At 73.3% G+C, this 24,783-nt stretch carries 22 protein-coding genes and 1 pseudogene; 11 read left to right on the top strand and 12 right to left on the bottom strand.

Annotation, left to right across the window (positions count from 1 at the left end; all coding sequences use genetic code 11):
* Positions 1-35: 35 nt before the first annotated feature.
* Positions 36-791: an SGNH/GDSL hydrolase family protein gene (locus ACFV88_RS12845; protein WP_385489469.1), complete on the bottom strand. Its 756-nt coding sequence runs from the start codon at positions 789-791 to the stop codon at positions 36-38.
* A gap of 123 nt (positions 792-914) precedes the next feature.
* On the opposite strand from ACFV88_RS12845, the gene ACFV88_RS12840 reads away from it, so the two are divergent.
* Positions 915-1,931 (top strand): WD40 repeat domain-containing protein, encoded by a 1,017-nt coding sequence (locus ACFV88_RS12840; RefSeq protein ID WP_385489466.1) that lies wholly within the window; start codon positions 915-917, stop codon positions 1,929-1,931.
* 37 nt (positions 1,932-1,968) lie between these two features.
* Here the strand turns inward: ACFV88_RS12840 and ACFV88_RS12835 are convergent, their stop codons facing one another.
* Positions 1,969-2,736 carry a TetR/AcrR family transcriptional regulator gene (locus ACFV88_RS12835; RefSeq protein WP_385489465.1) on the bottom strand — a complete coding sequence of 256 codons (768 nt, stop codon included), beginning with the start codon at positions 2,734-2,736 and terminating at the stop codon, positions 1,969-1,971.
* 132 nt (positions 2,737-2,868) lie between these two features.
* Here ACFV88_RS12835 and ACFV88_RS12830 point away from each other — a divergent pair, with 132 nt between their 5' ends.
* Both ACFV88_RS12830 and ACFV88_RS12825 read left to right on the top strand, forming a co-directional pair.
* Positions 2,869-3,882 carry an ATP-binding cassette domain-containing protein gene (locus ACFV88_RS12830; protein WP_385489463.1) on the top strand — a complete coding sequence of 338 codons (1,014 nt, stop codon included), beginning with the start codon at positions 2,869-2,871 and terminating at the stop codon, positions 3,880-3,882.
* Positions 3,879-4,760 (top strand): ABC transporter permease, encoded by an 882-nt coding sequence (locus tag ACFV88_RS12825; RefSeq protein ID WP_385489461.1) that lies wholly within the window; start codon positions 3,879-3,881, stop codon positions 4,758-4,760. Before ACFV88_RS12830 ends, ACFV88_RS12825 begins: the two co-directional genes overlap by 4 nt.
* A 78-nt stretch (positions 4,761-4,838) precedes the next feature.
* On the opposite strand, the gene serC is transcribed toward ACFV88_RS12825, so the two are convergent.
* From serC to ACFV88_RS12795, 6 genes are all read right to left on the bottom strand, one after another.
* Entirely contained in the window at positions 4,839-5,957 is a 1,119-nt protein-coding gene (gene serC / locus ACFV88_RS12820; protein ID WP_385489460.1) for a phosphoserine transaminase, read from the bottom strand.
* A gap of 132 nt (positions 5,958-6,089) precedes the next feature.
* Positions 6,090-7,388 (bottom strand): cytochrome P450, encoded by a 1,299-nt coding sequence (locus ACFV88_RS12815; protein ID WP_385489457.1) that lies wholly within the window; start codon positions 7,386-7,388, stop codon positions 6,090-6,092.
* Complete coding sequence (locus tag ACFV88_RS12810; RefSeq protein WP_385489455.1) at positions 7,385-7,993, bottom strand: ATP/GTP-binding protein; 609 nt, start codon at positions 7,991-7,993, stop codon at positions 7,385-7,387. The genes ACFV88_RS12815 and ACFV88_RS12810 overlap by 4 nt, the downstream gene beginning before the upstream one ends.
* Before the next feature lie 103 nt (positions 7,994-8,096).
* Positions 8,097-8,456 carry a DUF742 domain-containing protein gene (locus ACFV88_RS12805; protein ID WP_385489453.1) on the bottom strand — a complete coding sequence of 120 codons (360 nt, stop codon included), beginning with the start codon at positions 8,454-8,456 and terminating at the stop codon, positions 8,097-8,099.
* A complete protein-coding gene (locus tag ACFV88_RS12800; RefSeq protein WP_385490163.1) occupies positions 8,453-8,938 on the bottom strand; it encodes a roadblock/LC7 domain-containing protein in 486 nt (161 codons plus the stop codon). Before ACFV88_RS12800 ends, ACFV88_RS12805 begins: the two co-directional genes overlap by 4 nt.
* Before the next feature lie 107 nt (positions 8,939-9,045).
* The gene (locus tag ACFV88_RS12795) at positions 9,046-11,244 is read right to left on the bottom strand and encodes an ATP-binding protein (RefSeq protein ID WP_385489450.1); all 2,199 of its coding nucleotides are present in this window, start codon (positions 11,242-11,244) and stop codon (positions 9,046-9,048) included.
* 849 nt (positions 11,245-12,093) lie between these two features.
* Here ACFV88_RS12795 and ACFV88_RS12790 point away from each other — a divergent pair.
* Together ACFV88_RS12790 and ACFV88_RS12785 are read left to right on the top strand one after the other, a co-directional pair.
* Positions 12,094-14,964 carry an FAD-binding and (Fe-S)-binding domain-containing protein gene (locus ACFV88_RS12790; RefSeq protein ID WP_385489448.1) on the top strand — a complete coding sequence of 957 codons (2,871 nt, stop codon included), beginning with the start codon at positions 12,094-12,096 and terminating at the stop codon, positions 14,962-14,964.
* Between the two features lie 45 nt (positions 14,965-15,009).
* Positions 15,010-15,281: pseudogene (locus ACFV88_RS12785) on the top strand (YdcF family protein); the annotation flags it as partial.
* A gap of 22 nt (positions 15,282-15,303) precedes the next feature.
* Here the strand turns inward: ACFV88_RS12785 and ACFV88_RS12780 are convergent.
* On the bottom strand, positions 15,304-16,245 hold the full coding sequence (locus ACFV88_RS12780; protein WP_385489445.1) for a LysR family transcriptional regulator: 942 nt from the start codon (positions 16,243-16,245) through the stop codon (positions 15,304-15,306).
* A gap of 277 nt (positions 16,246-16,522) precedes the next feature.
* Between ACFV88_RS12780 and ACFV88_RS12775 the strand changes: the two genes are divergently transcribed.
* Both ACFV88_RS12775 and ACFV88_RS12770 read left to right on the top strand, forming a co-directional pair.
* Positions 16,523-17,566, top strand: coding sequence for a DMT family transporter (locus ACFV88_RS12775; protein WP_385490161.1), 1,044 nt, complete (start codon positions 16,523-16,525; stop codon positions 17,564-17,566).
* 366 nt (positions 17,567-17,932) lie between these two features.
* Entirely contained in the window at positions 17,933-19,006 is a 1,074-nt protein-coding gene (locus tag ACFV88_RS12770) for an isopenicillin N synthase family dioxygenase (RefSeq protein ID WP_385489442.1), read from the top strand.
* Between the two features lie 50 nt (positions 19,007-19,056).
* Here the strand turns inward: ACFV88_RS12770 and ACFV88_RS12765 are convergent, their stop codons facing one another.
* A complete protein-coding gene (locus ACFV88_RS12765; protein ID WP_385489440.1) occupies positions 19,057-20,160 on the bottom strand; it encodes a citrate synthase 2 in 1,104 nt (367 codons plus the stop codon).
* A 429-nt stretch (positions 20,161-20,589) separates the two neighbouring features.
* Here ACFV88_RS12765 and pdxH point away from each other — a divergent pair, with 429 nt between their 5' ends.
* Positions 20,590-21,234: a pyridoxamine 5'-phosphate oxidase gene (pdxH, locus tag ACFV88_RS12760; RefSeq protein ID WP_385490158.1), complete on the top strand. Its 645-nt coding sequence runs from the start codon at positions 20,590-20,592 to the stop codon at positions 21,232-21,234.
* Between the two features lie 21 nt (positions 21,235-21,255).
* Here the strand turns inward: pdxH and ACFV88_RS12755 are convergent, their stop codons facing one another.
* Positions 21,256-21,465: a hypothetical protein gene (locus ACFV88_RS12755; protein ID WP_385489437.1), complete on the bottom strand. Its 210-nt coding sequence runs from the start codon at positions 21,463-21,465 to the stop codon at positions 21,256-21,258.
* Positions 21,462-21,740 carry a hypothetical protein gene (locus tag ACFV88_RS12750; protein ID WP_385489434.1) on the bottom strand — a complete coding sequence of 93 codons (279 nt, stop codon included), beginning with the start codon at positions 21,738-21,740 and terminating at the stop codon, positions 21,462-21,464. The genes ACFV88_RS12755 and ACFV88_RS12750 overlap by 4 nt, the downstream gene beginning before the upstream one ends.
* A 304-nt stretch (positions 21,741-22,044) precedes the next feature.
* Here ACFV88_RS12750 and ACFV88_RS12745 point away from each other — a divergent pair, with 304 nt between their 5' ends.
* The 3 genes from ACFV88_RS12745 to ACFV88_RS12735 all read left to right on the top strand — a co-directional run.
* Positions 22,045-23,256 carry a helix-turn-helix domain-containing protein gene (locus ACFV88_RS12745; RefSeq protein WP_385489431.1) on the top strand — a complete coding sequence of 404 codons (1,212 nt, stop codon included), beginning with the start codon at positions 22,045-22,047 and terminating at the stop codon, positions 23,254-23,256.
* Between the two features lie 414 nt (positions 23,257-23,670).
* Positions 23,671-24,036 carry a hypothetical protein gene (locus ACFV88_RS12740; RefSeq protein ID WP_385489428.1) on the top strand — a complete coding sequence of 122 codons (366 nt, stop codon included), beginning with the start codon at positions 23,671-23,673 and terminating at the stop codon, positions 24,034-24,036.
* 103 nt (positions 24,037-24,139) lie between these two features.
* The coding region (locus tag ACFV88_RS12735; protein ID WP_385489426.1) for an ATP-binding cassette domain-containing protein at positions 24,140-24,783 on the top strand (644 nt) is incomplete at its 3' end.

The raw sequence follows: 24,783 nt of genomic DNA, 5'->3' as shown, positions 1-24,783 counted from the left end.
CGGCCCGGCCGGCCGCGCGGACCGTGCCGGAGCCGTCACCACCCCGAGTGACCCCAGTGCTCCGCGTGGCCGGAGTACCCCGTGCTCCCCGCGCCGCGGGACTCCTCGGCGGACTCGTACGACTCGCCCCAGCCCCACTCCTCGTGCAGGGCGCGGGCGAAGGCGGCGGCCAGTTTGTGTGCGCCGGAGGCGCCCGGGTGGGTGCCGTCGTGGGTGTCGGTGGCCAGGTCGTAGTCGGTGGGCGGCGCGGCGAGCAGGACGGGGGAGCGGGGGGTGTCCAGGTCGGCGGCGGTCTTCGCGAGGAGTTCGTTGAAGTGGGCGAGCTCGGCCCCGAAGGGGGTGTCCGTCTGTGCGCGGACGTTCGGGACGACGGGCAGGATCAGGAACCGTACGCGCGGGTTCGCGGCGCGGGCCTCGGTGACGAAGGCGCGGACGTTCGCCGCGGTCTGGCCGGCGTCGGTGTAGAAGCCGAGGTCGATCAGGCCGAGCGAGACGAGCAGGACGCCCGGGCGGTGCGCGGTGACCGCCTCGCGGATCAGCGGGGCCATGTGCAGCCAGCCCTCGCCCCAGCCGGCGAGGTGCGCCCGGGGGAAGGCGGGGGCGGTGTCCGGGGGGTACTCCAGGGAGACGGGGGCGTCCTGCGCCGTGTCGTACAGGGTCTCGCGGGGGCCCACGAACCGGAACGGTGCGTCGAGGGTGTCCCGCAGGTGTTCCCACAGGCGGTAGCGCCAGGTGTGTTCGCCGGCGCTCCCGATGGTCTGCGAATCTCCGACGCACATGAACCTGAGCATCCGCTCATCATCGCCGATGGGCAGGTGGGGCGGGGTGTGAGGTCCGGCACCCGGGCGGTGTACCGGGACGGTGTTTGCCGGTGGCCGGAGTGAACCGCCCTGCGGGGTGGCAGTCTTGAGGGCATGCGTTCGTTTTCGTCGGTGGCCGGTGCCGCCTGCCTCGCCGTCCTGACCACCGTGCTCACCGCCGGACCCGTCTCCGCCGCCGGACCCGCCTCGGCGGGGGACATCGGTGCCGACGGGTTCACCATCGAGGACCCTCGGATCAAGGAGTCCAGCGGGCTGGCCGCGTCCCGCCAGCACCCGGGGATCTACTGGACGCACAACGACAGCGACGACGGTGCGTTCCTGTACGCGGTGGACGCCCGCAGCGGCAAGACCGTCGCCACGCTCACCCTGACCGGGGTCGGCCGCCCGCGGGACGTGGAGGCGATCTCGCTGGGCCCGGACGGGAACCTGTACGTCGGCGACATCGGGGACAACCTCGGCGGCACCTGGAACCACGTGTGGGTGTACAAGGTGCCGGAGCCGAAGAAGCTGGTCGACCGGACGGTGAAGGCCACGCAGTACGTGGTCAAGTACGCGGACGGGCCCCGGGACGCCGAGGCGCTGATGGTCCACCCGAAGACGGGGCGGGTCTACATCACGGACAAGAAGGACGACGGGGCCACCCTGTACGCGGGACCGGCGAAGCTGTCGCCCTCGGGCACCAACGTCTTCCGCCGGGTCTCGGACATCGACCTGTGGGTCACCGACGGGGCCTTCTCGCCGGACGGTCGACAACTGGCCCTGCGCGGCTACCTCGGCGGCGTCCTCTACGACTGGAAGGGCGACAAGCCCAAGCGCGTGGACCGGCTCCGCATCCCGCTCCAGCGTCAGGGCGAGTCCCTGACCTGGACCCCGGACGGCAAGACCCTGTTGTACGGGTCCGAGGGGCTGGGCAGCGACGTGGAGCCGCGGAAGGCGCCCGGCGGGTCCGGGGGCGGGCCAGACGGGGACGGCTCGGACGGCTCGGACGGCTCCGCCGCGGGCGACGGCAGCGGGGACGACGGCGGCGGCTTCACCCAGGGCGCCGCCCTCCTCGTCGTGCTGCTCGTGGCGGTGTTCGGGGTGCGGCGGCTGCGCCGCGGCAAGGGCTGAGCCGGGACCCGTCCGCCCAGGCAGGTAGTGGGCGGGTTCAGGCGTCGGCCGCCCGCGCCGCCGCCCGCCGCTCCACCAGGACCTCCAGGCCCTCCAGGATGCGCTGGAGCCCGAACGCGAAGTGGTCGAAGTCCATGCCGAAGGTGTCCTCGGACAGGCTCGCCATCACGGGGAAGCGTCCGCTCTTCATGACCCGTTCCAGGTAGGGAGCCTGGGCCGCCCAGAAGTCCTGGTCGGTGAGGCCCGTCCGCTTCTCCACCTCCACGGCGTGGACGTTCGTGCGGGCGACCCCGGACACGTAACCGTCGACCATGATGATCACGGACAGCAGCTCGGGGTCGGTGAGGCCCATCGGACGGATCCGGCTGAGCACCCGGTCCATGGTGGCGAGGGTGGCGGGCCCGAGTACGGGGCGGACCTGGTTGACCTGGAGCAGCCAGGGGTGGCTCTGGTAGAGGGCGAGCGCTCCGCGGGCCATGGTCTCGACGGCCTCCCGCCAGGTCCCGGTGGGCGCCTCGCTGTCGAGCGGGGTCTCCTGCACCCGGTCGAGCATCAGGTCGAGGAGTTCCGCCTTGCCGGGGATGTACCGGTAGAGCGACATCGTGCCGGTGCCCAGTTCGGTGGAGAGCCGGCGCATCGACACGGCGTCCAGGCCCTCTTCGTCGGCGACGCGGATCGCGGTCAGCACGATGCGGTCGACCGTCAGGGTCGGTTTGGGCCCTCGGCTCGGCCTGCGTTCGGGCTCCCAGAGCAGTTCGAGAGTGCGCTGGATGTCGCCGCTGCCACTGGTCTCGGTGCTCTCCATGGTGCGCATTTTAGTCTCACCCCTTTAAAACTGAGTACACCGTACTCGACATGAGGTACGGTGTACTCAGTTAGTCGGTCGACGCGATGTCGGAATCGGCTCGAACGGGCGTGGTCACGGGGTGGAGGGGTCATGAGTGCATACGCGGTACAGGCCGAGGGGCTACAGAAGAGGTACGGCGAGAAGCACGCCCTGGCCGGCTTCGACCTCGCGGTCCGACGGGGGACCGTGCACGGACTGCTGGGGCCGAACGGCGCCGGCAAGACCACCGCCGTCCGCATCCTGTCCACGCTGGTCAAGCTGGACGGCGGCCGGGCGACGGTGGCCGGGCTCGACGTACGGGAGAACGCCCGCGCGGTCCGCGCCAGGATCGGACTGACCGGCCAGTACGCGGCCGTGGACGAGGTGCTGACGGGTCGGCAGAACCTGGAGATGTTCGGCCGCCTCTTCCACCTCGGCGCGAGCGGAGCCAGGCGCCGGGCCGCCGAACTGCTGGCACAGTTCGACCTGGTGGAGGCGGGTGACCGGGGCGTCGACAAGTACAGCGGCGGCATGCGCAGGCGGCTCGACCTCGCCGCCTCGATGATCCTCACGCCGGACGTCCTCTTCCTCGACGAGCCCACCACCGGGCTCGACCCGCGCAGCCGGGGCGAGGTCTGGGAGTCGGTCCGCGCCCTGGTGGCGGGCGGCACGACCGTCCTGCTCACCACCCAGTACCTGGAGGAGGCCGACAAGCTGGCCTCCCGCATCACCGTGATCGACCGCGGCCGGGCCATCGCCGACGACACCCCCGACGGACTGAAGGACACCGTCGGCGGCGACCGCATCGAGGTCGTCGTCACCGATGCCGCCGACCTGGAGCACGCGGTGCAGGTCGTGGCCCGGGTCGGTGAGGGGCAGCCGGAGACCGATGCGGCCGAACGCCGGGTGCACGCCCCGGTGACCGACCGGGTGGCGGCGCTCACCGAGGTCGCCCGGACCCTCCAGGACGAGGGCGTCCAGGTCGAGGACATCGGACTGCGCAGGCCCAGCCTCGACGACGTGTTCCTGCGGTTGACGGGACACCGCGCCGAGAAGCAGCAGGAGCCGCCGACGGCGGACGCCGAGGGCGACCGGAACGAGCCGAAGGGGGGCGGTCAGCGATGAGCGCGACCACCACGACCACCGAGGAGCACACCACGACCGGGGCCGCCGCGCCCGTCCCGTCGGGGGGCGGGACGGGCGCGGTGGACCACGGGCGGGTCTACTGGGTCTTCGCGGACTGCTGGAACGTGGTCCGCCGCGGCCTCACCCACTACCAGCGCCAGCCCGTCAACATCGCCTGGCAGCTCGGCTTCCCGATCCTGTCCGTGCTGCTCTACGGGTACGTGTTCGGCAGTGCGATGACGGTGCCGGGCGGCGGCGACTACCGGGACTTCCTGATGCCCGGCATGTTCGCGATGACGATGGCCTTCGGGTTCATCAACACGGCGACCGTCGTGGTCTACGACGCGACCAAGGGCGTCACCGACCGGTTCCGCTCCATGCCGATGGCCCCCTCGGCCGTCGTCGCGGGCCGCGGCGTCACCGATCTGATCGTGGCCTGCGCGGAGCTGACGATCCTGATGCTCACCGCGCTCGCCATGGGCTGGCGGCCCGACGGCGGGATCGGCGGCGCGGTCGGGGCCTTCGGGCTCCTGCTGCTGCTCCGCTTCAGCCTGATCTGGCTGGGCGTGTGGCTCGGGCTGATGGTGCCGAACCCGGAGGCCGCGGGCGGTCTGTTCGCGGTCGCCTTCCCGCTGACGATGATCTCCAGCATCTTCGTCGCGCCCCAGCTGATGCCCGACTGGCTGGGACACGTCGCCGCCTGGAACCCGATCTCCTCCACCGTCGCCGCCTCCCGGGAACTGTTCGGGAGCCCCGTCGGCAGCGGCGGCTCCTGGGTCGAGCAGAACGCCTTGCTGATGGCGGTCGTCTGGCCGCTGGTGCTCACCGCGGTGTTCCTGCCGCTGGCCGTGCGCCGCTTCCAGCGACTCAGCCGCTGACGACCCCGCCCGTGCCCCCACGCGACTGCGCCTCCTCCCGCTCGGCGGGAGGAGGCGCAGTCGGTGCAGGTGCAGGTGTCAGAGCTGCTCGATGACGTAGTCCACGCAGGCCGTCAGGGCCTCGACGTCGGACGGGTCGATCGCCGGGAACATCGCCACCCGCAGCTGGTTGCGACCCAGCTTGCGGTACGGCTCGGTGTCCACGATGCCGTTGGCGCGCAGCACCTTCGCCACGGCGGAGGCGTCCACCTCGTCAGCGAAGTCGATGGTGCCGATGACCGCGGAGCGCTGCGCCGGGTCCGCCACGAACGGGTTGGCGTACTTGCTGGCCTCGGCCCAGCCGTACAGGGTCCGCGCGGAGGTCACCGTGCGCCGCACCGCCCAGTCCAGACCGCCCTGGCCGTTGATCCAGTCGAGCTGGTCGGCCAGCAGGAACAGGGTCGTCAGCGACGGCGTGTTGTACGTCTGGTTCTTGCGGGAGTTGTCGATCGCCGTCGGCAGCGAGAAGAACTCCGGGATGTGCCGCCCCGAGGCGTGGATGCGCTCGGCGCGCTCGATCGCGGCCGGCGAGAACACCCCGAGCCACAGTCCGCCGTCCGAAGCGAAGGACTTCTGCGGCGCGAAGTAGTAGACGTCCGTCTCCCGGACGTCGACCGGCAGGCCGCCCGCGCCGGAGGTCGCGTCGACCAGCACCAGCGCGCCCTCGTCGGCGCCCTCGACCCGCTTCAGCGGCATCGCGACGCCCGTGGAGGTCTCGTTGTGGGTGTACGCGTACACGTCCACGCCCGCCTCGGCGACCGGCAGCGGGTGCGTACCCGGTTCCGACGTCACCAGGGACGGTTCGCCGAGCCACGGGGCGAGCTTGGCCGCCTTGGCGAACTTCGAGGAGAACTCGCCGAAGGTGAGGTGCTGCGAGCGGGAGTCGATGAGCCCGTGGGTCGCGATGTCCCAGAAGGCGGTGGACCCGCCGTTGCCGAGGATCACCTCGTACCCGTCGGGCAGGTCGAAGAGTTGGCTCACGCCGTCCCGGACCCGGCCGACCAGGTTCTTCACCGGGGCCTGTCGATGGGAGGTGCCGAGCAGTGACGTACCGGTGGCGGCCAGGGCGTCCAGCGCCTCGGTCCGCACCTTGGAGGGGCCCGCGCCGAAACGGCCGTCCGCGGGCTTGATGTCAGCGGGAATCTGGATCTCAGCCACGTGCGGAGCCTAGCCCGTCGTCGAACGCTCCCGGGACGGGTGTCCGGCGGCTGAGACGCGATCTCCGGATCTTGGACGGCCGCCCCGGTACGCGACGGTCGCCCCGGTGCGCGGGTACGCGACCGGCGCCGATCAGCGGCGGGGGCCGATCGCTGCCGCGGGGGTGAAGCGGACCGGGAGCCGGGACACGCCCCGCAGCCAGGGGGACGGCCGCCGCGTCAGCTCCTGGGGCGCGAGGTCCAGATCCAGGTCGGGCAACCGGTCGAGGAGCACCTCCACCCCCGCCCGCGCCACGACCTCCGCGATCTCCCGCGCCGGGAACGGACAGCGGTGCTCCCCGTGGCCGAAGGAGAAGAACGCGTTGTTGCCGCCGGTCAGCGCGGCCCGGTCGGCCCGCACCTCCGGGTCCGAGTTCGCTGCCGCCAGGCCCAGGACCACCAGATCACCGGCGCGGATGTGCCGCCCCCCGAGCACCGTGTCCCGCGCGGCCCAGCGCCCGGGAACGTTCTGCGCGGGCGGGTCCTCCCACAGCACCTCGTTCATCGCCTCGACCACACTGCGGCGCCCCCCGGACAGGGAGGCCGCGAACCGTTCGTCGGTCAGCATCAGCCGCAGCGAGTTGCCGATCCAGTCGGTGGTGGGCCGGTGCCCCGCGATCAGCATCAGCGTCAGGTCCCGGGCGATCTCCTCCTCGGGCGGCCCCGCCGGATCGGCCAGCATCCGCGAGGCCACGTCCTCGCCCGGCGCCCGACGACGCTGCGCCACCAGTTCGCCGACCGCCGCCGTGAGCCGCCGCCGTCCGTCCACCGCCCCCTCGCGCCCGCCCGCGACGGCGTTCAGCGCCGCCTCCAGCTCCGGGGCCGACGCCTCGGCGAAGCCGAACAGCCGCGCCAGCACCCGGACCGGCAACGGCACCGCGTACTGCCCGATCACATCGGCCCCGCCCCGGGTGCAGAACCCGTCGACCAACGCGTCGGCGAACCGCTCCGCGTGCTCCCGCAGCCGGTACGGGCCCTGCGCGGTGAGCGCGTGCGCGATGACCGCAGCCCGCTCGGTGTGCCGCGGCCCGGTCGTGTGCAGGACGGTGGTGTGCGGGGCGGGCGGGTGCGGGCCTGAGGTCTGCGGGCCTGCGGTCTGCGGCGCGGGCGGGGCGTCCCGTCCGACGTCCGGAGGTAGTGGCCAGCCGTCGGGGATGGTGCCCGGCCGGTTCCACAGGCCGGGGTCCCGGCTGAACAACTGCGGGTCCGCCGTCACCTGGTGCAGTTCGCGGTAGCCGAGGACCAGCCAGGCCGGCACCCCGTCGTCCAGCAGTACGGGCGCCACCGGTCCGTGGGTGCGGCGCAGTTCGTGGTGGAGCGCGGCGCTGGCCCCGGGCTGCCGCAGCCGACCCAGCGGGACCGGGGGCGGTCCCTCGGGGACGGCGGACGTCACGGCGCACCGTCCGGGCGCACATCGGGCCACGGCCCGTCCAGCGGGCCGGTGGACGGGCCGAACCGGGTCGTCAGGAACTCGACGAGGGTGATCAGGACCCGGGCCGCGGACTCCCTGGACCGGGCGTCGCAGTCGATCACCGGAACGTCCCTGTCGAGGTCGAGTGCCTCGCGCAGTTCCCGGGGCGTGTACGGGGGCCCGCCGAAGTCGTTGCGGGCGACGATGAACGGCGTGCCCGACTGTTCCAGCCGGTCGATCGCGTACCAGCAGTCGTCGACGCGCCGGGTGTCCACGAGGACGACCGCACCCAGCGCCCCCGTGAACAACTGGTCCCACAGGAACCAGAACCGGGGTTGGCCGGGCGCCCCGAACAGGTACAGCACGTGGCGGGGGCCGAGCGTGATGCGGCCGAAGTCGAAGGCGACGGTCGTCTCCGACTTCGCCTTCACTCCGGTGAGGTCGTCCACCTCTTCCCCGGCGGAGGTGAACGTCTCCTCGGTGGTCAGCGGGCGGATCTCGCTCACCGAGCGCACGAGGGTGGTCTTGCCGACGCCGAAGCCGCCGACGACCACGATCTTCAGACCGGTCTCGGCGGTCGGTTCCAACGCCGGACGGTCCTCCGGCCCCGTGACGTACGGCCCGGTGGCGTCCGGGCCCGGCGGGGTGGTGCCCCGACGGGCGGACGGACGTCTGCGCGCCGGTGATGCTTCAGATCCTTCGGAGTCCAACGAGCACCTGCTCCAGGAGTTCGAAATCGGGAAAGCTCTCACGCGGCACCGGCGGACGCGGGTGCCGTGCGCTGATCCGGCCCGCCGCCAGCAGATCGGACAGCAGCACCCGCGTGATGCTCACCGGGAGCCGCAGGTCCGCCGCGATCTCCACCACCGCCATCGGCAGCCGGCACATCCGCAGGATCGCCGCGTGCTCCGACTGCATCCCGGGACGCGGTTCGGACTCCGCGACGATCAGCGTCACCAGGTCGAGCGGGGTGTCCGTCGGGGACCTGCTGCGTCCGCCGGTGAGCGTGTAGAGCCGGTCCGGTACCTCGTCCCGGCCGGGCCGGCTCACTGGCCGGGCGCGGTGCGCGGCCCCTCCGCGGCCCGGGAATCGTCCACCGCGTCGTCCACCGCACGGCCCTGGGGGGCGAGGTGCGCGCCGAGTTGACCGACGAGTTCGCTCATGTTGTGGCCGATGATCCCGGCCTCCGCGTCCTCGTCGGCGATCACCGCGATGTGGGCGCCCTGCCCGGCCTCCACGATGAACAGCACCCCGCCGTGGAACTCCGCCATCGCCGAGCGCACACCGCCCCCGCCGTCGCCGAACTCCACGGAGGCGCCGTGGGACAACGAGTGGATGCCCGCCGCGATGGCCGCGAGCTGGTCGGCCTGGTCCACGGAGAGTTCCGGGGTGCGGCACAGCTTGAGGCCGTCGCGGGACAGCACCAGCGCGTGCCGGGCGCCCGGGGTGCGGGCGAGCAGCCCCTCCAGCAGCCAGGCGAAGGTGTCGTCCACGGTGGTCGTGGCGTCCGGCGCGGGGGTCTGGTGCGCCATGCCCGCGTGGTACGTGGCCATCGGGTAGGCCGCGTCGAACGCGTGGAGGGAGCCCGCGCGTTCGGCGTCGTCGGCGGAACTGGTCGGGTGCGAACGGGCGGTGCCGGTCATCGGGTGGTGTCGCCTTCCTGGTGGTGCGGGCCGTCGACCTGGTGCGCCGGTGGCGCCGGCGCCGGGTCGGGGGTCGGGGGAGCGGGGCGCACGGCGGCGCGGAAACTGCTGAAACGGGCTGCGCGGGCGGCGACGTCCACGGGGTCGGCCGCGCCGGGGCGTTCGGCCTCGGCCCGCCGGGCCTCGGGGGCGGGCAGGGTGCGGCCCCGGGGGCGCCGGGGCAACGGCTGCGGCCGGGCGGTGGCCGCCGGGGCGCGGACGGGCGCCGGGTCCCGGTGGTCGGGACCGGGTCGGACCTCGGCCCCGCCCGGTTGCCCGTGGGGCGGCAGGGGCTCCGGGTCCACGCCGTCCTCCGCCAGGCCGCGGGCGGCGGCGTACGAGAACGACAGCGGGTGCGGTGGTACGGAGGCGGGCTGCACCTCGTCCGCGGGGGCCAGCTCCGGTCGGCTCCGGTGCGCGGGCCCGTCCGCGACGGGTACGGGGCCGTCCTCGTACGAAGGTGGTTGGGCGGGCGGAAGCCCCGCGTACCGTGCGGGCACCGCGTCCGGCCCGGTGAGCAACTCCCGCGGGACCATCATCACCACACCGGTGCCGCCGCGCGCCGACGGGCGGAACGAGACGGTCAGCCCGTGCTTGCGGGCGAGCCGCCCCACCACCGCAAGCCCGAGCCGGTTGCCGGACAGACCGCCCAGCTCCGAGGAGTCACCGGACACCGCCCGTTCAGCGCGCCGGAGTTGGTGGTCGCTCATGACCAGCCCGCTGTCCTCCACGGAGATGACCGCTCCGGCCGGCACCTCCTCCACGTACACATGGACCTCGGCGTTCGGCGGGGAGAAGTTCGCGGCGTTGTCGAGGAGTTCGGCCAGTGCGTGCATGACGCCCTCGGCGGCGTGCCCGGCGACGGCCGTCTCACTGGTGGAGTGGAGGTGCACCCGCTGGTAGGCGCTGATGCGGCCCATCGCGCCGCGCAGGATCGACTCCATCACGATCGGACGTGCCCAACGGCGGCCGGAGCGCGCCCCGGTGAGCAGGGCGATCGAGTCGGCGAGACGACCGGTCTGGGCGGTGCGGTGGTCGATGTGGAGGAGGTCGGCAAGCACGTTCTCGTCGCCGTGTTCGTCCTCCATGCGGCGCAGGTCGGCGAGGGTGCCGGTGGCCAGGGCCTGGAGTCGCCCGGCGGCGTTCGCGCAGGCGGCGAGGGTGGCGGCCCGGTCGGTGGCGGCGCGGTCCGCCAGCTCGGCGAGGCGGTCCGTCTCCACGGCCAACAGTTCGCGCTCACGGGCGAGTTCACCGTGCAGCCGGTCCCGTTCCGCGGCGACTGCGGCGGCTGCGCGCGCCTGCTCGGTGCGGAGTTCCGCCCCGTGCCGTGCGTGTTCGCCGGCGAGGTCGTCGGCGAGGGACGCGGCCTCGTCGTGGGCCCGGTCCGTCTCGGCCCTCGCCGCGGCGAGGTGGGCGCGCAACGCGGTCGCGGTGCGCAGGGCGTGGTGGACGAGGGCGAGGGCGACGGCCAGCAGCAGGGCGCCCGCCGCCGCGCCGCCCAGGGCGACCGCGCCCCGGGCGTCGGCCGGTGCGGTCCGGGCGGCGACGACCGCGGCGGCTGCGGCGAGCAGCAGGGTGAGCAGTCCGCACAGGGCGGAGACGAGCGGCCGGGGCCGCGCGGGCACCGGCCCGGTGGCCGCGCGGGGGGCGGTGGTGCCGACCGGGGGAGTGGGGCGGGACAGCCGGTACGGGACGGGGTGGGCCGCGAAGGCCGGAGTGGGGGCGTCGTCGGCGACGGGCGTCGACGGCGCTGACGGGCTCGCTATCGACGGGCTGGGCGACGCCTTCGTCGGGGTGGGCCCGGAGTGCCCCGGCGTGCGCCGGGGCGTGGATATCCGGGGGGTCGAGGGCGGTCGGGCGGCGGGGAACTGGCTGCTGGGCGCGGTGGCTCCTTGGTCGGAGGGGCCGGGGGCGGTGGGGCGCGAGGCGCTGGCCGGTGCGGACGGGACGCCACCGGACGAGGGGGCGGGGTGCGGCGCGGGGGACGGGGGTGCGGGCCGGGGCCCGGGCGCTGCGGGGGACGGGGGTGCGCCGGTGAGCGGGGACGTCGAGGTGCGGGGACGGCGCTGCGCCGCGGCCGTGCGGTGCCGGTCGGTCGCGGGCGCGGGGCGCGGCTGGTCGGTCGCGGGACGCGCGTGCGGCGGGGGCGCGGTCATCAATCGTGTCCTCGGGTCATGTCCTCGGTGGGCGAGTCCACGGGCTGGTCAGTGGGGGTGGTGCGGGTGGCGCGTGCGCTGGGGGGACGAGGGGCGGATGGGCCGGGGGGCCGGTGCCTGCGCGGGGGGCCGCCACCGGTGTGCGCCACGGGCGGGCCGCCACGGGTGTGGGCGTCGCCCGGGGGACGCCCCCAGCGGGTCTGGCCCCGAGGTGGTGGGCCGCTGGGGCGGGTGAGGAGTGGGCCGTATGTCCCTCTGCCCCGGGAGGAAACACGCTGCGCTCAACTTGCCGTCACTATAGGAGAGTTCCTGATCGGATTGGGAAGATTCGACCGGCGCAATACGGGATTTCCCGGGGCCGTGTCGGGGAATTGGTCTGCACCACAGTCGCCGTTGTGGGGTTCTTGTGTGCGTCATGAGCGACCCGTGGGGTGGGGGTGATGTCCCGGTGACGGGGTCCGCCGAACATTTCCCCGTCGTCCACCGGCCGTACGTCCGTGGTCAGCCGCACGTCCCGCCTCGCCACGGCGGTCGTGCCGCCGCTTCGCTCACCTCTCACCGTGCCACCCCCGTCCCACTCGTTTCCTCCGTAGCTTGTTTCTCTTCCGTTTCTCGCTATCCCTCCCCCTCCCCATCCGGCGGCTCTGTCATGCGGGACATACCGACCGCCTCGTATACGGCGATCGGATTCCCCGTCCGGATCGAAGTGGACGGCCCGACTACGTACATGGCCGTTGGCACGTCGTGCCATTCCCCGGAACGGCCCGTATCCCCGAAGTGCGGCGCCCTCCCGTCCGCGAACCGACCCGCCTCCCCCGCCCGGGACGTCCGGCGGGGGATGCTGGAGCCATGACGGATCACGGCACCGGGACCGAACCCGACGGCCTCAGGGCGGCGCTGCGCGCGGAGGTCGCCGGCGAGGTCGACTTCGGGACCACCGCGCGCGCCCTGACCACGATGGACGCGTCCAACTACCGTCGGGTGCCGCTGGGCGTGGTCTCGCCCAGGGACGCGGACGACGTCGTCGCGGCGCTCGCGCTCTGCCGGGAGTACGGGGTGCCGCTGGTCGCCCGGGGCGGCGGCACATCGATCGCGGGCCAGGCCACCGGCACGGGCGTGGTCCTCGACTTCACCCGGCACATGAACCGGGTCCTGGCGCTCGACCCGGCGGGGCGCACCGCCACCGTGCAACCCGGTCTGGTCCTCGACCGGCTCCAGGAGGCCGCCGCACCGCACGGGTTGACGTTCGGACCCGACCCGTCGACCCACGGCCGTTGCACGATCGGCGGGATGATCGGCAACAACGCCTGCGGAGCGCACTCGGTGGCCTGGGGCACCACCGCCGACAACGTCACCGCCCTGACGGCCGCCCTCTGCACTCCCTCCGCCCATGCCCCCGCCCTCAGCCGGCTCGGGCGCGACTGGGCCGGCGCGCCCGCCGGCCTGCGCCCCCTCGTGGAGTCGCACCTCGCCCTACTGCGCGCCGGCTTCCCCGCCCTGCCCCGCCGCATCTCCGGTTACGCCCTCGACGCGCTGCTCCCCGAGAACGGGGCCGACGTGGCGCGGGCGTTCTGCGGTTCCGAGGGCACCCTGGGGCTGCTCACCGAGGCCACCGTGCGGCTCGTGGAAACCCCGGCGGCCCGGGCGCTCGCGGTGCTCGGATACGCCGACGAGGGCGCCGCCGCGGACGCCGCGCCGGGGCTGTTGCCGCACGCCCCGCTCACCGTCGAGGGCATGGCGGCGGACCTGGTGCCCCGTGCCGCGGTGGACGGGCTGCCCCGGGGCGCGGCCTGGCTGTTCGTGGAGACGGGCGGCGAGACGCGGGCCGCGGCGCGGGCGGCGGCCGACCGGATCGTGCGCACCGCCGATGCGCTCGACGCCCGGGTGGTCACCGACCCGGTCGCCGGGCGGGCGTTGTGGCGCATCCGGGAGGACGCGGCCGGCACGGCGACCCGGATGCCGGACGGCTCCGAGGCGTGGCCCGGATGGGAGGACTGTGCGGTGCCCCCGGCCCGACTCGGCGCGTACCTGGGGGAGTTCCGGGCGCTGCTGTCCGCGCACGGGCTGCGCGGCGCCCCGTACGGGCACTTCGGCGACGGCTGCGTACACGTACGGATCGACTTCGACCTGGTCACCCCGGAGGGGATCGCCCGCTTCCGGACCTTTTCGGAGGCGCTGGCCGACCTGGTCGTGGCGCACGGGGGCTCGCTGTCCGGGGAGCACGGCGACGGGATGGCCCGCGCCGAGCTGCTGCCGCGGATGTACGGGGCCGAACTGGCCGCCCTGTTCGCGCGGGTGAAGGCGGTGTGGGACCCGCCCGGCCTGCTCAACCCGGGGGTACTGGTCCACCCGGCGCGGCTCGACGAGAACCTGCGGTTCGGAGTGCTGCCCCGCGCACCGGTCCCGGTGGAGTTCGGGTACCCGCAGGACGGCGGGGACTTCGCCGCGGCGGTCCGTCGCTGCGTCGGCATCGCCAAGTGCCGTACGACGACGCCGGGTCAGGACGTGATGTGCCCCTCGTTCCGGGCCACCGGAGAGGAGGAGCACTCCACCCGCGGCCGGGCCCGGCTGCTGCACGAGATGCTGGCCGGCCGGGCGGGCGCGCCCGACGCGGTCATCGCGGACGGCTGGCGGTCGACCCAGGTGCGCGACGCGCTGGACCTGTGCCTGTCCTGCAAGGGCTGCCGGTCGGACTGCCCGGTCGGCGTCGACATGGCCACGTACAAGGCGGAGTTCCTGCACCACCACTACGCCGGCCGGGTCCGGCCCGCCGCGCACTACACGATGGGCCGTCTCCCGCGGTGGCTGCGGCTGGCGGCGGCCACCCGGACCGCCCCGCTGGTGAACGTGCTGGCCGGCCGCGAGCGGTGGGCGGCGCTCGGCAAACGGTTGGCCGGCGTGGCGCCGCAACGGGAGCTGCCCCGGCTCGCGACGCAGCCGTTCAGCCGCTGGTTCGCCCGGCGCCCCGTGCCCTCGGGCACCCGCATCCTCTCCTCTGGCCAGGTCACGTTCCTGTGGCCGGACACCTTCACCGAGCACCTGGCGCCCGGGGTGGGCCGGGCGGCGGTCCGGGTGCTGGAGGCGGCGGGGCAGGTGGTCCTGCTGTCCCCGCCGGGGGTGTGCTGCGGCCTGACGTACGTCTCCACCGGCCAACTCGACCTGGCCCGGCGGGTCATGACCCGCACCCTGGACCTCCTGGACGCGGACGTCGGCCCGGACACCCCGGTCACCGTCCTGGAACCCAGCTGTGCGGCGACCCTGCGCACCGACCTCCCCGAACTGCTCCCCGACGACCCGCGCGCCGCCGAACTGGCCGGAGCCGTGCGCACGTTCGCCGAAACGCTGGAGGCCCAGACGCCCGACTGGCGTCCGCCCCGGCTGGACCGGCCGGTCGTCGGCCAGACCCACTGCCACCAGCACGCCGTCCTCGGTGACGCCGCCGACCGCCGGGTGCGCGAGGCGGCCGGGCTCACCGGGGCGCTCAGCGGCGGCTGCTGCGGTCTCGCCGGCAACTTCGGCTTCGAGCGGGGCCGCGGCCACTACGAGGTGTCGGTGCGGTGCGCCGAGGAGCAGTTGCTGCCCTCGGTGCGGTCGGCGCCGGCCGACGCGGTGGTCCTCGCGGACGGCTACTCCTGCCGCACCCAGCTCGACCAGCTCGCGGGGGTGCGGGGCCGACACCTCGCCGAGATCCTGGCGGACGCACTGCCGCCGGGGGCGTGAACCTACCGAGGAGACGACACATGGCCGACTATCCGACCGTCACCCGGCCAGAACGTCACCTCCACCCGCGAGGTGCTGGCGTCGGTCGGGCTCGTCCCGCACACGGTGCTGCTGGTCACCAAGCCGACTGGCCGACTACGTCAAGGGCATCGGTGACGACTGGCTCGTGGTGGACATGCTCGTCGGTGACCACCAGCGGGTGATCGAGTACCCGGAGCGCGGGTTCGCCATCGCGCAGGACGTGCCGGAGGAGGTGCGGGGGGGCGTACGAGGCCCTCGTCCGGGACGGTTTCACCAGCCGCCTGATCAACCGCTGACCGCTGACCGACGCATCGGCGGTCACCCGGGGCGCTGGGCGACGACCTCCCGGGCCAGCGCCAACAGCTCCCGTACCGGCGGCCCGTCCGTACCGGCGCGCCAGGCGAGGAACACCGGCACGGGCGGCGCGTCGATCAACGGGACGTAGGTGACGCCCTGGTGGGGGTGCATGTCCGCAGTCCCGGTGGCCGAGACGCCGACCGCCCGGTCGGCGGCGATGGCGCTCAGCCAGTCGTCGGTGTTGGCGACCGTGATCACCGAGCCGGGGCGGATCGCGTCGGGCCACAGGTCCAGGGAGGTCAGCCCGGAGACGGTGTTCAGGGCGATCGTCCGGTCCGTGAGGTCGGCGAGCCGCAACGCGTCCCGTCCGGCCAGCGGCCCGTCCGAGGGCACCGCGGCGACCTGGCCCTCCTCGTACAGTCGGGTCCACTCCAGGCCGGGCGCCCGCACCGGCCCCCGCAGGAACGAGGCGTCGACCAGCCCCCGGGTCAGCCCCGCGGTGCGGTCGTCGATCCGCAGCAGTTCCAGGGGCGTGTCCGGGTGGTCGGTGCGCCAGCGCCGCAGCAGCGGGGTCGTGTACGGGCCGAGTGCCGACCAGGGGTGGCCCACCCGCAGGGGGCGCGGGGTGCCGCGCCCGGCCGTGAGGGCGTCCTCGAAGGCGGTCACCGCGGCCCGCGCCCGGTCCCGGAAGGCGCGGCCCCGGGCGGTCAGGGCGAGGTGGTGCGTCGAACGGTCGACGAGCCGCACGCCGAGCGCGTCCTCAAGGGCCGCGAGGGTGCGGGACACGGCGGGCTGGGTGAGCCGTAGCCGGGTGGCCGCACGGGTGATGCTGCCTTCCTCGGCGATGGCGAGGAAGCAGCGCAGATGCCGGACCTCCAGGGTGCGCAGACTGCCGGGGCGGCCCGTTACGGCACCGTCCCCGAAGTCCTCGGGGCGTGCTCCACCGCCGCTGTCAGCGCTCATGTCGATGAAGCATAAGCGGGGACCGATCGGCATTTCACGGGCGCGCGCGGGGCGCCTAGCGTGGGGTGGAGTGTCGGCGGGGCGACGTGTCGGCGGGGCGGACCGTTCCCGGTCGGCCCGTCCGGGCCCCGGACAAACGAGTGTCGCACCGCCATAAGGTGCACTATGGTGCACTGAACAGTTCACTGTGATGATCTATGGAGGGAGTCCCGTGGACGTCCTGCCCGCCCGCGGAGCCGCCGACGGAAGCCCGGCTGCTGCGACCACCTCCGGCGCGCTGCCCGGCACCCCCGGTCCCGAGGGCGCCGCGTCTGCCGAACCCGGCGGCCTCGCCGGTCGCCTCGGCCCGGTCGGGCTGGTCCTGGCCGGCGGGATCTCCGTCCAGTTCGGCGCGGCCCTCGCCGTCGGGCTGATGCCCCGCGCGGGCGTGTTCGGCGTGGTCACCCTGCGCCTGGTCGTCGCGGCGCTGATCCTCGCCGCGGTGTGCCGCCCCCGACTGCGCGGGCACTCCCGCGCCGACTGGGGCACGGTCATCGCCTTTGCCGTCGCGCTCGCCGGCATGAACGCCCTCTTCTACCAGGCCGCCGCCCGCATCCCCATCGGCCCCGCCGTCACCCTGGAGGTGCTGGGCCCGCTGGTCCTCTCGGTGATCGCCTCCCGCCGACTGGTCAACCTGCTGTGGGCCGGCCTCGCGCTCGCCGGAGTGTTCCTGCTCAGCGGCGGCGGCTTCGGCACCCTCGACCCGGTCGGCATGGTCTACGCCCTCGCGGCGGGCGTGATGTGGGCGGCGTACATCGTCTTCTCCGCGCGCACCGGCCGCCGCTTCCCCAAGGCCGACGGGCTCGCCCTCGCGATGCTCGTCGCATCGGTGCTGATCCTGCCGTTCGGGATCGTCGACTCCGGTGCGAAACTGCTCGACCCGTCGATCCTGCTCCTGGGTTCGGCCATCGCCGTACTGTCCTCGGTGCTCCCGTACACCCTGGAACTCCTCGCGCTGCGCCGGCTGCCCGCCTCCACCTTCGCCGTGCTGATGAGCCTCGAACCGGCGATCGCCGCGGCGGCCGGCTTCCTCGTCCTCAGCCAGACCCTGACGCTGTCCCAGTCGGCGGCCATCGCCCTGGTCATCGCGGCGAGCGTGGGTGCGGTGCGCACCCAGGTGGGGCGGGGGAAGGGGCGCGTGGCCCGGGCCGACGGTCCGCGACGCTGGTCCCGGATCGTCCGCACGTCACGGCCCGCGGAGCCGCGGCCCGCGGAGCCGGGACCCGGCGAGCCGCGATCCGCTGAGCCGCGGCCCGCCACATCACGGCCCGCCCAGGAGTGAGCGGGTCCGTCGATCCGCTGGAACGCTCCCACCCGCTGGCCCGTCCCGGCCTACTGGAACGCCCCTCCGGGCTGCTGGAGCGCCCCCACCCGCTGGCCCGTCCCGGTCGAATACGCCGGACGGGTGTCCCCGGAGTGCGCCCCGGGGACACCTGCCGCCCCCTGTGACCCACGGCACCTCAGGAGCGTCCCGCTCCGCAGTACGCTGGCGACATGTCTCCGCTCGTACGCCGTCGCCACGTGGACTACGTCCGGGTCACCAGCACGAGCTGTCGGTCCTCCGCCTGACTCCGGCCCCCATCAGCTCAGGCAGCCGGTGCTCGCCCCACCCCGGCGCAGCGCCGTGCCGTACCCCAGCGGACACACCATGACGCACTTCCCCAGGCCCGTGCCCCCGACCCACCCGTCGACCGAGGCCACGGCGCCGCACGCACACCAGCTGACCGATCTCCCCGTCATCGACCTCTCCGCGGCGGACCGCGGCCCCCAGGCCCGCGCCCTGCTGCACGCGCAACTCCACGACGCGGCCCACCGCGTCGGCTTCTTCCAACTCGTCGGACACGGGATCACCGAGGCCCGCACCACCGCACTCACCTCCGCCGTGCGCCGGTTCTTCGCCCTCCCGGAAGCCGAGCGCCGAGCCCTCGACATCGTCAACTCGCCCCACTTCCGCGGCTACACCCGTACCGGAGACGAACGCACCGGGGGCAGCCGGGACTGGCGCGACCAACTCGACATCGGGGCGGAACGATCCGTCCGCGCACCGGACCCCGGTCAGCCCGCGTACTGGTGGCTCCAGGGTCCCAACCAATGGCCCGACGCCCTGCCCGAGCTGCGGACCCTCGCACTGGCCTGGATGTCCCACCTCGGGGCCGTCGCGAACCGGCTGCTCCGGGAACTGCTCACCGCCATCGGGGCGCCGCCCGACTTCTACGCCCCCGCCTTCGGGCCGGGCGCCCACCCGCAGTTGAAGCTGGTCCGCTACCCCGGCAGCGCCGACGACGGCACCGACCAGGGCGTCGGCGCCCACAAGGACTACGGGTTCCTCACCCTGCTGCTCCAGGACCAGGTCGGCGGGCTCCAGGTCCAGCGCGAGGACGGGGCCTTCCACGACGTGCCGCCCATGCCGGGCGCCTTCGTCGTCAACCTCGGCGAACTCCTGGAAGTCGCCACCGACGGCTACTTGGTGGCCACCCGCCACCGGGTCGTCAGCCCGCCCGGCGCCACGGAACGCTACTCCGTCCCGTACTTCCACAATCCGCGACTGGACGCCCGGATCGATCCGCTGCCGTTCCCGTACGCACCGTTCGCGCCCGGGGTGACGACCGATCCCGCCAACCCGCTGCACGCCGAGTTCGGCCGCAACGAGTGGAAGGGCAAGCTGCGCGCCCACCCCCAGGTCGTCACCCGGCACCACACCGGGCTCCTGGTCCCCGCGTAGGAGGGCTCCGCACGTTCCGAGGCACTCAGTGCCTCGGAACGCGCGTCCGCTCAGCCCGCCGCGACGTCCGCGTACCCGTCCACGCCCCGCGCGCCGCGCACCCCGGGCCCCACGTAGTGCGCGGACGGTCGCACCAACCGTCCGGTCCGCTTCTGCTCCAGCACGTGCGCCGACCAGCCGGCCGTGCGCGCACACGTGAACATCGAGGTGAACATGGGCGCCGGGACCTCCGCGAAGTCCAGCACGATCGCCGCCCAGAACTCGACGTTGGTGGCCAACACCCGGTCCGGTCGGCGGGCGTGCAGCTCCGCCAGGGCCGCCTTCTCCAACGCCTGGGCCACCTCGAAGCGCGGCGCACCCAACTCCCGCGCCGTGCGCCGCAGCACCCGCGCCCGCGGGTCCTCGGCCCGGTACACGCGGTGCCCGAAGCCCATCAGCCGCTCGCCCCGGTCCAGCACGCCCCGGACGTACGCCTGCGCGTCGCCGGTCCGCTCGATCTCCTCGATCATGCCGAGCACCCGGGAGGGCGCCCCGCCGTGCAGCGGTCCGGACATGGCGCCGACCGCGCCGGACAGGGCGGCGGCGACGTCGGCGCCGGTGGAGGCGATCACCCGCGCGGTGAACGTGGAGGCGTTCATGCCGTGCTCCGCGGCCGACGTCCAGTAGGCGTCCACGGCGGCCACGTGCCGGGGGTCGGGCTCGCCGCGCCAGCGGATCATGAACCGTTCCACCACGGAACCGGCCCGGTCCATCTCGCGCTGCGGAACCATCGGCAGCCCCTGGCCCCGCGCGGCCTGCGCCACGTACGACAGGGCCATCACCGTGGTGCGCGCGAGGTCGTCACGGGCCTGCTCGTCGCTGATGTCGAGCAGGGGTTTCAGCCCCCAGGCGGGCGCCAGCATGGCCAGCGCCGACTGGACGTCCACCCGGACGTCACCCGAGTGGACGGGGATCGGGAAGGGCTCCGCCGCGGGCAGCCCGGGGGCGAACGCCCCGTCGACGAGCAGGCCCCAGACGTTCCCGAAGGACACGTGCCCCACGAGATCCTCGATGTCGACGCCCCGGTAGCGGAGGGCACCGCCCTCCTTGTCCGGTTCGGCGATCTCCGTCTCGAACGCGACGACTCCTTCGAGTCCGGGTACGAAATCGGACATGAGGCGGCTCCTCTGTGTGGACGGCGCACGGTCGCGGGGGTGCCCCGGGGGTGACCGTGCGGATGGCCGTGTGCGGCGGCCGGGCGGGGTACGCGACGGCCGGGGGATCGTGCTGCGCGCTATGAAAGTGCTGGTGGACGGTTGCGGCGGGGTCCGTCGCCGGTTCCACGGCCGTCCCGGGGCGCACGGGACCGACCCGTCCTCCCGGTGATGCCCCGTGGAGGTGGCCGTCCAACCGGTTCGACAGGAAGACCGTATCTCTTGGTGCCACCGAACGGGAGAGTTTGCGGCACTGAGTGCCATGTTCTTGTTCCCGGGGCGGCCGGTCCCGTCCCGCCGACGCCCCGCCCCCTCGTACCGTCGCCCGTCGCAGTACGGCAGGATGACGGCGTGAACCGCGACTCCGTCGATCATCCGAACCCGGCCGTGATGCGCGAGCACTACCGAGCCCGAGGTCTCACCGAGGCCGAACTGGCGGCCCACCCCGTGGAACAGTTCGCGCGCTGGTTCCGGGACGCCGTCCGCACCGCGGACGAGGGTTCCCTGTACGAACCCAATGCCGTGATCGTGTCCACCGCGGACGCCGAGGGCCGCCCCAGCTCCCGTACGGTCCTGCTGAAGCAGTTCGACCACGAGGGCTTCGTCTTCTACACGAACTACGGCTCCCGCAAGGCCCGCGACCTCGACGCCAACCCGCACGTGGCGCTGCTCTTCCCCTGGCACCCGATGGCCCGGCAGGTCCACGTCACGGGCACCGCGACCCGGACCACGCGTGACGAGACGGCCGCGTACTTCCGCACCCGGCCGCACGGCTCCCAACTCGGTGCCTGGGCGAGCAGTCAGTCGACGGTGGTCGCCTCCCGCGCCGAGCTGGACCGGGCGTACGAGGAGCTGGCCGCCCGTTACCCCGAGGGCGAGCAGGTCCCCGTACCGCCGCACTGGGGCGGCTTCCGGGTGGTTCCCGAGACGATCGAGTTCTGGCAGGGCCGCGAGAACCGGCTCCACGACCGGCTCCGCTACGTGCGCGGTGCCGCGGGCGACGACGCGTGGCACGTGGAGCGCCTCGGCCCTTGAGCCCCCGGGCCGCCGCTCGCCTCAGCCCACCGCAGCCAGGGCGAGGACCCCGCCGAGCACGGCGAGCAGGCCGACGCCGACCAGCGCCACGAGCAGCGGTCCGGCCCCGGCGCGCGCCCACCCGGCCAGCCGTCGGCCGCCCCGGCGCGGGTCCCGCCGGTGCCGGACGGGTGCCCGGGGCGTACCGCTGGGGGCTGCTCCGGCTCGGACGGCGTTCCTGCGCCGGGTCACTCGCCGCGCGCCGTTCGCTCGGTCCCGTCCGACCCCGTCGCGGCGGTCAGTCGGGCGCCCCGGCTGTCCGCGATCCGGGTCACTTCCCGCAAGGACGTGCGCAGTTGGTCGGCCAGGAACCGCAGTTCGCGTCTGTCGGCCCGCTGGTCCGCGATCAGCTCCCCGGCCCGGTCCAGCAGCACGGTGGCGTGTCGGAGGTGCATGCGTTCCAGGTCGTCCGCCACCCGTCCGAGCCCGCTGTGCCCGCCGTCGGTCGCACCGCCCGCATCGCTCACCAAGAAGCATGGTTTGCCCTGGTCGGTACTCCAGGGCAGCAACCGCACGAGGCGTGATCCGTTGTCGGCCGGTGGCCCTGACCTGGTCGTTTCCTCGGCGTCTCGGTCCACGTTGTCGACTCCCTTTCAGGATGACCAACCCGAACCGGTGACCCCGGTCGCCGGGTTGTGTTCGATCGTGTACAGATAGTCAACGGCGCCCCGAAGTGGCCGGACTTGCACCTGGGTTGCACAAGGCTCGTGGGTCGGGAAAGCGGTCCATGACCATGGGGTGAGTACGCACATCGCGAGGAGGGTGGAAGTTATGAGCGCACCGGGCCACTCCGAATTCACAGCCGGGCTGGCGCCCGGCGAGAACCTGGCGGTCCTGCGCAAGGCGCACGGGCTGACACAGGCCCAACTGGCACGACGAGCCGCAGTGTCGCTCTCGCTCTTGTCCAAGATCGAGGTGGGGGACAGAGCCCTGACCCCCGCGGTTGCCGCTGCGCTCGGCAAGCCCATGGGGTTGACCGTCGCGGAAGTGCTGGGAAAGGCCGCTGTGCACCAGGAGGCGGAAGAGTCGCTCACTGATCTGCGCTCGGCGTTGCGTGACTACGACGTACCCACGGAACGGACGGTGACGGATGGTGACCTGCGCGATGGGGTGATGCGCGCAAGTGCCCTTCGCGACGCCTTCGACGTGGCCCGCCTGACGCAACTGTTGCCGAACCTGCTCCGGGACGCGACGGCCCACGCGTTCGCTGTGCATTCGGCCGAGGCGTGGAACTCGCTGGCCGAGGCGTACAGCGCCGTCTACTGGTTGGCGGCCCGACACCGCTGGATGGACATGGCGGAGCTGGCCGTCACTCGGCAACGCTGGGCCGTGGACCAGCGCGCCGATCCGTTGGGGGCGGCCATCGCTGACCGGGACCGGGCCGGGGCGTACCTGAACGGAGGCGACTACGAGGGAGGACTGTCCTTGGTGGAGCGCGCGATCGTGGCCGCCCAGTCGGGTCCGTCGCTCTCCGGACGGGAGCGGGCCTTCGCGGTGGGAGTCCTGAACCTGCGGGGCATGACCCTTGCGGGCCGGTTGGAGGACAAGAGTGAAGGCCGGCGGGAGGCCGAACGACACATCAGGTCCGCCTGGAACGCGGCTGAGGAGCTTGCGGGGGTCGAGTGGAACCGCCACTCCATGATCTTCGGCGTGCGGAACACCACCACACACGTCCTGGCCACGAGGTTGGACCTGGGCAGTCCCCGGGAGGCCCTGGCGATGGCCGCAGACGTCGACGCCGCGCTGGTCGATCTGACTCCGACCCGGGTGGCCGCGACCCGCATCAACCTGGCTCGGGCGGGACTCGACGTCGGCGACCGGGACGGGGCGTTGACCAACCTCCGGATCGCCTGGGAGACCGCCCCGCAGATGGCCCGGATGAACCCGATGGGACGCGAAGTGTTCCGGGTCGTGTCCTCCCTGCACCGGCGCAGCAACCCGGAGTTGCTGCGCATGGCGAAGCTCGCCGGCATCCCCCTCTGACCTCCTGACCCGCCGCCGGGCAGCAGACGGGAGCCGTTCGACGCGGCACCCCCGACCGAGCGCCGTGCAGCGTACGCGCGGAATCGGCCAACCGCCCGCAAATGATTCCCTCGTGGGGCACTCGTGCAGTCCGTTCCCCTGAGCCGCGGGTATTCAGATCAACTTCTCTTCATACAAGTCAATTAATGATCCACAGAACTCCCCACATTCGGTCATTCATGAGAGGTCATCTCATGCGATGTGTTCGAGGTGGATAGTGTCGATATGCAATCGTCGGCGCAGAGTTGTGCATGCGTCATCCGGGGGGAGGCGAGTGCACCCTTCCTCCGCATTTCCAGGTGGTTCCGCCCGGGATCGCCAGACAGGGGGAAAGGCATGAGTGCGAAGGTGCGACGTGTTGCGCGTGGTGTGATCGTGAGCGCTGTGCTGCTGGGGGTCGCTGGTGTGGTCCCCGCGCACGCCGAGGGGAGTTGGTCCTCGTACATCTCGGCCTGGCAGCCGGGGGACGAGTCGCGCCGTTGGACGGACGGCAACCGGGACTCCGTCAAGACCTCCGTCCGCTTCCGCGGCTGCGAGTCCGACGGGGGCGGCGGGTTCCGGAAGGCCCAGCTCAAGTTGTGGCGCGACGTCTTCGGGCCGGACAAGCACCAGGGAACCAGGACCAACACCTGCAAGACCTCCACCTGGAAAGACGTGTCGAAGGGCACCTACTACTTCGAACTCTGGGGTGTCTGGAACGGGGGCTTCCTCTGGGTGGATTCCGTGACGACGAAATACTGATCCCGCCATACTCGGGACGTCCCGGAGTGAGTCGGCAGCCGGGGCGTCCCCCATTGCCGCTGACTAGCCGCCTCCGCCGTGAGGTCGGCGGATTGTGCGACCCATGGCCTTGGTATTTCGTGATCTTTCCTTTCGCTACCACCGGAACGCGGAGGTGTTCTCCGGCCTGGACCTGTGCCTCGCGGGTCCGTCCACGGTGCTGCTCGGACCCAACGGCGCGGGCAAGTCGACCCTGATGGCGCTCGCCGCCTCGCAGTTGCGTCCCCTGCGTGGGGCGGTCACCTGGGCGGACGCGGCGCCCACCGGTCGACGGGCCACGGCCCGGTACCGGCGGGCGGTCGCCTGGATTCCCCAACAGGTCACCGCCGTACCCGGATTGACGGTCCGGGAGCAGGTCGCGTACGCGGGGTGGCTGAAGGGCCTGTCGCGCGGGTCGGCGTGGGAGGCGTCGAGTCGGGCGCTGGAGCGGGTGGGGCTCCAGGCGTTGGCGGGCCGCAAGAGCCATCAGGTCTCCGGCGGGCAGTTGCGGCGCATGGGCATCGCCGCGGCGCTGACCCACCGCAGCGAGCTGATCCTGATGGACGAACCGACGGCCGGCCTCGATCCCCAACAGCGCGGCGTGTTCCGCACGTTGGTGGAGGAGCTGAGCGCCACGGTGCAGGTCGTGGTGTCGACGCACCAGACGGAGGACCTCGCCGCGCTCTACGAACAGGTCGTCGTCCTCGACCGGGGACACGTCCGCTTCCA

It is taken from the genome of Streptomyces sp. NPDC059816 (assembly GCF_042732055.1).
Taxonomy (GTDB): Bacteria; Actinomycetota; Actinomycetes; order Streptomycetales; family Streptomycetaceae; genus Streptomyces.
This window is presented reverse-complemented; position numbering and strand designations above follow the sequence as displayed.

Coding starts and splice junctions, on each gene's coding strand:
- ACFV88_RS12830 (WP_385489463.1), top strand. CDS start 2,869: ATGAGTGCATACGCGGTACAGGCCGAGGGGCTACAGAAGAGGTACGGC.
- ACFV88_RS12840 (WP_385489466.1), top strand. CDS start 915: ATGCGTTCGTTTTCGTCGGTGGCCGGTGCCGCCTGCCTCGCCGTCCTG.
- ACFV88_RS12795 (WP_385489450.1), bottom strand. CDS start 11,244: ATGACCGCGCCCCCGCCGCACGCGCGTCCCGCGACCGACCAGCCGCGC.
- ACFV88_RS12800 (WP_385490163.1), bottom strand. CDS start 8,938: ATGGCGCACCAGACCCCCGCGCCGGACGCCACGACCACCGTGGACGAC.
- ACFV88_RS12780 (WP_385489445.1), bottom strand. CDS start 16,245: ATGAGCGCTGACAGCGGCGGTGGAGCACGCCCCGAGGACTTCGGGGAC.
- ACFV88_RS12745 (WP_385489431.1), top strand. CDS start 22,045: ATGAGCGCACCGGGCCACTCCGAATTCACAGCCGGGCTGGCGCCCGGC.
- ACFV88_RS12790 (WP_385489448.1), top strand. CDS start 12,094: ATGACGGATCACGGCACCGGGACCGAACCCGACGGCCTCAGGGCGGCG.
- ACFV88_RS12825 (WP_385489461.1), top strand. CDS start 3,879: ATGAGCGCGACCACCACGACCACCGAGGAGCACACCACGACCGGGGCC.
- ACFV88_RS12770 (WP_385489442.1), top strand. CDS start 17,933: ATGACGCACTTCCCCAGGCCCGTGCCCCCGACCCACCCGTCGACCGAG.
- ACFV88_RS12765 (WP_385489440.1), bottom strand. CDS start 20,160: ATGTCCGATTTCGTACCCGGACTCGAAGGAGTCGTCGCGTTCGAGACG.
- pdxH (WP_385490158.1), top strand. CDS start 20,590: ATGCGCGAGCACTACCGAGCCCGAGGTCTCACCGAGGCCGAACTGGCG.
- ACFV88_RS12845 (WP_385489469.1), bottom strand. CDS start 791: ATGCTCAGGTTCATGTGCGTCGGAGATTCGCAGACCATCGGGAGCGCC.
- ACFV88_RS12835 (WP_385489465.1), bottom strand. CDS start 2,736: ATGGAGAGCACCGAGACCAGTGGCAGCGGCGACATCCAGCGCACTCTC.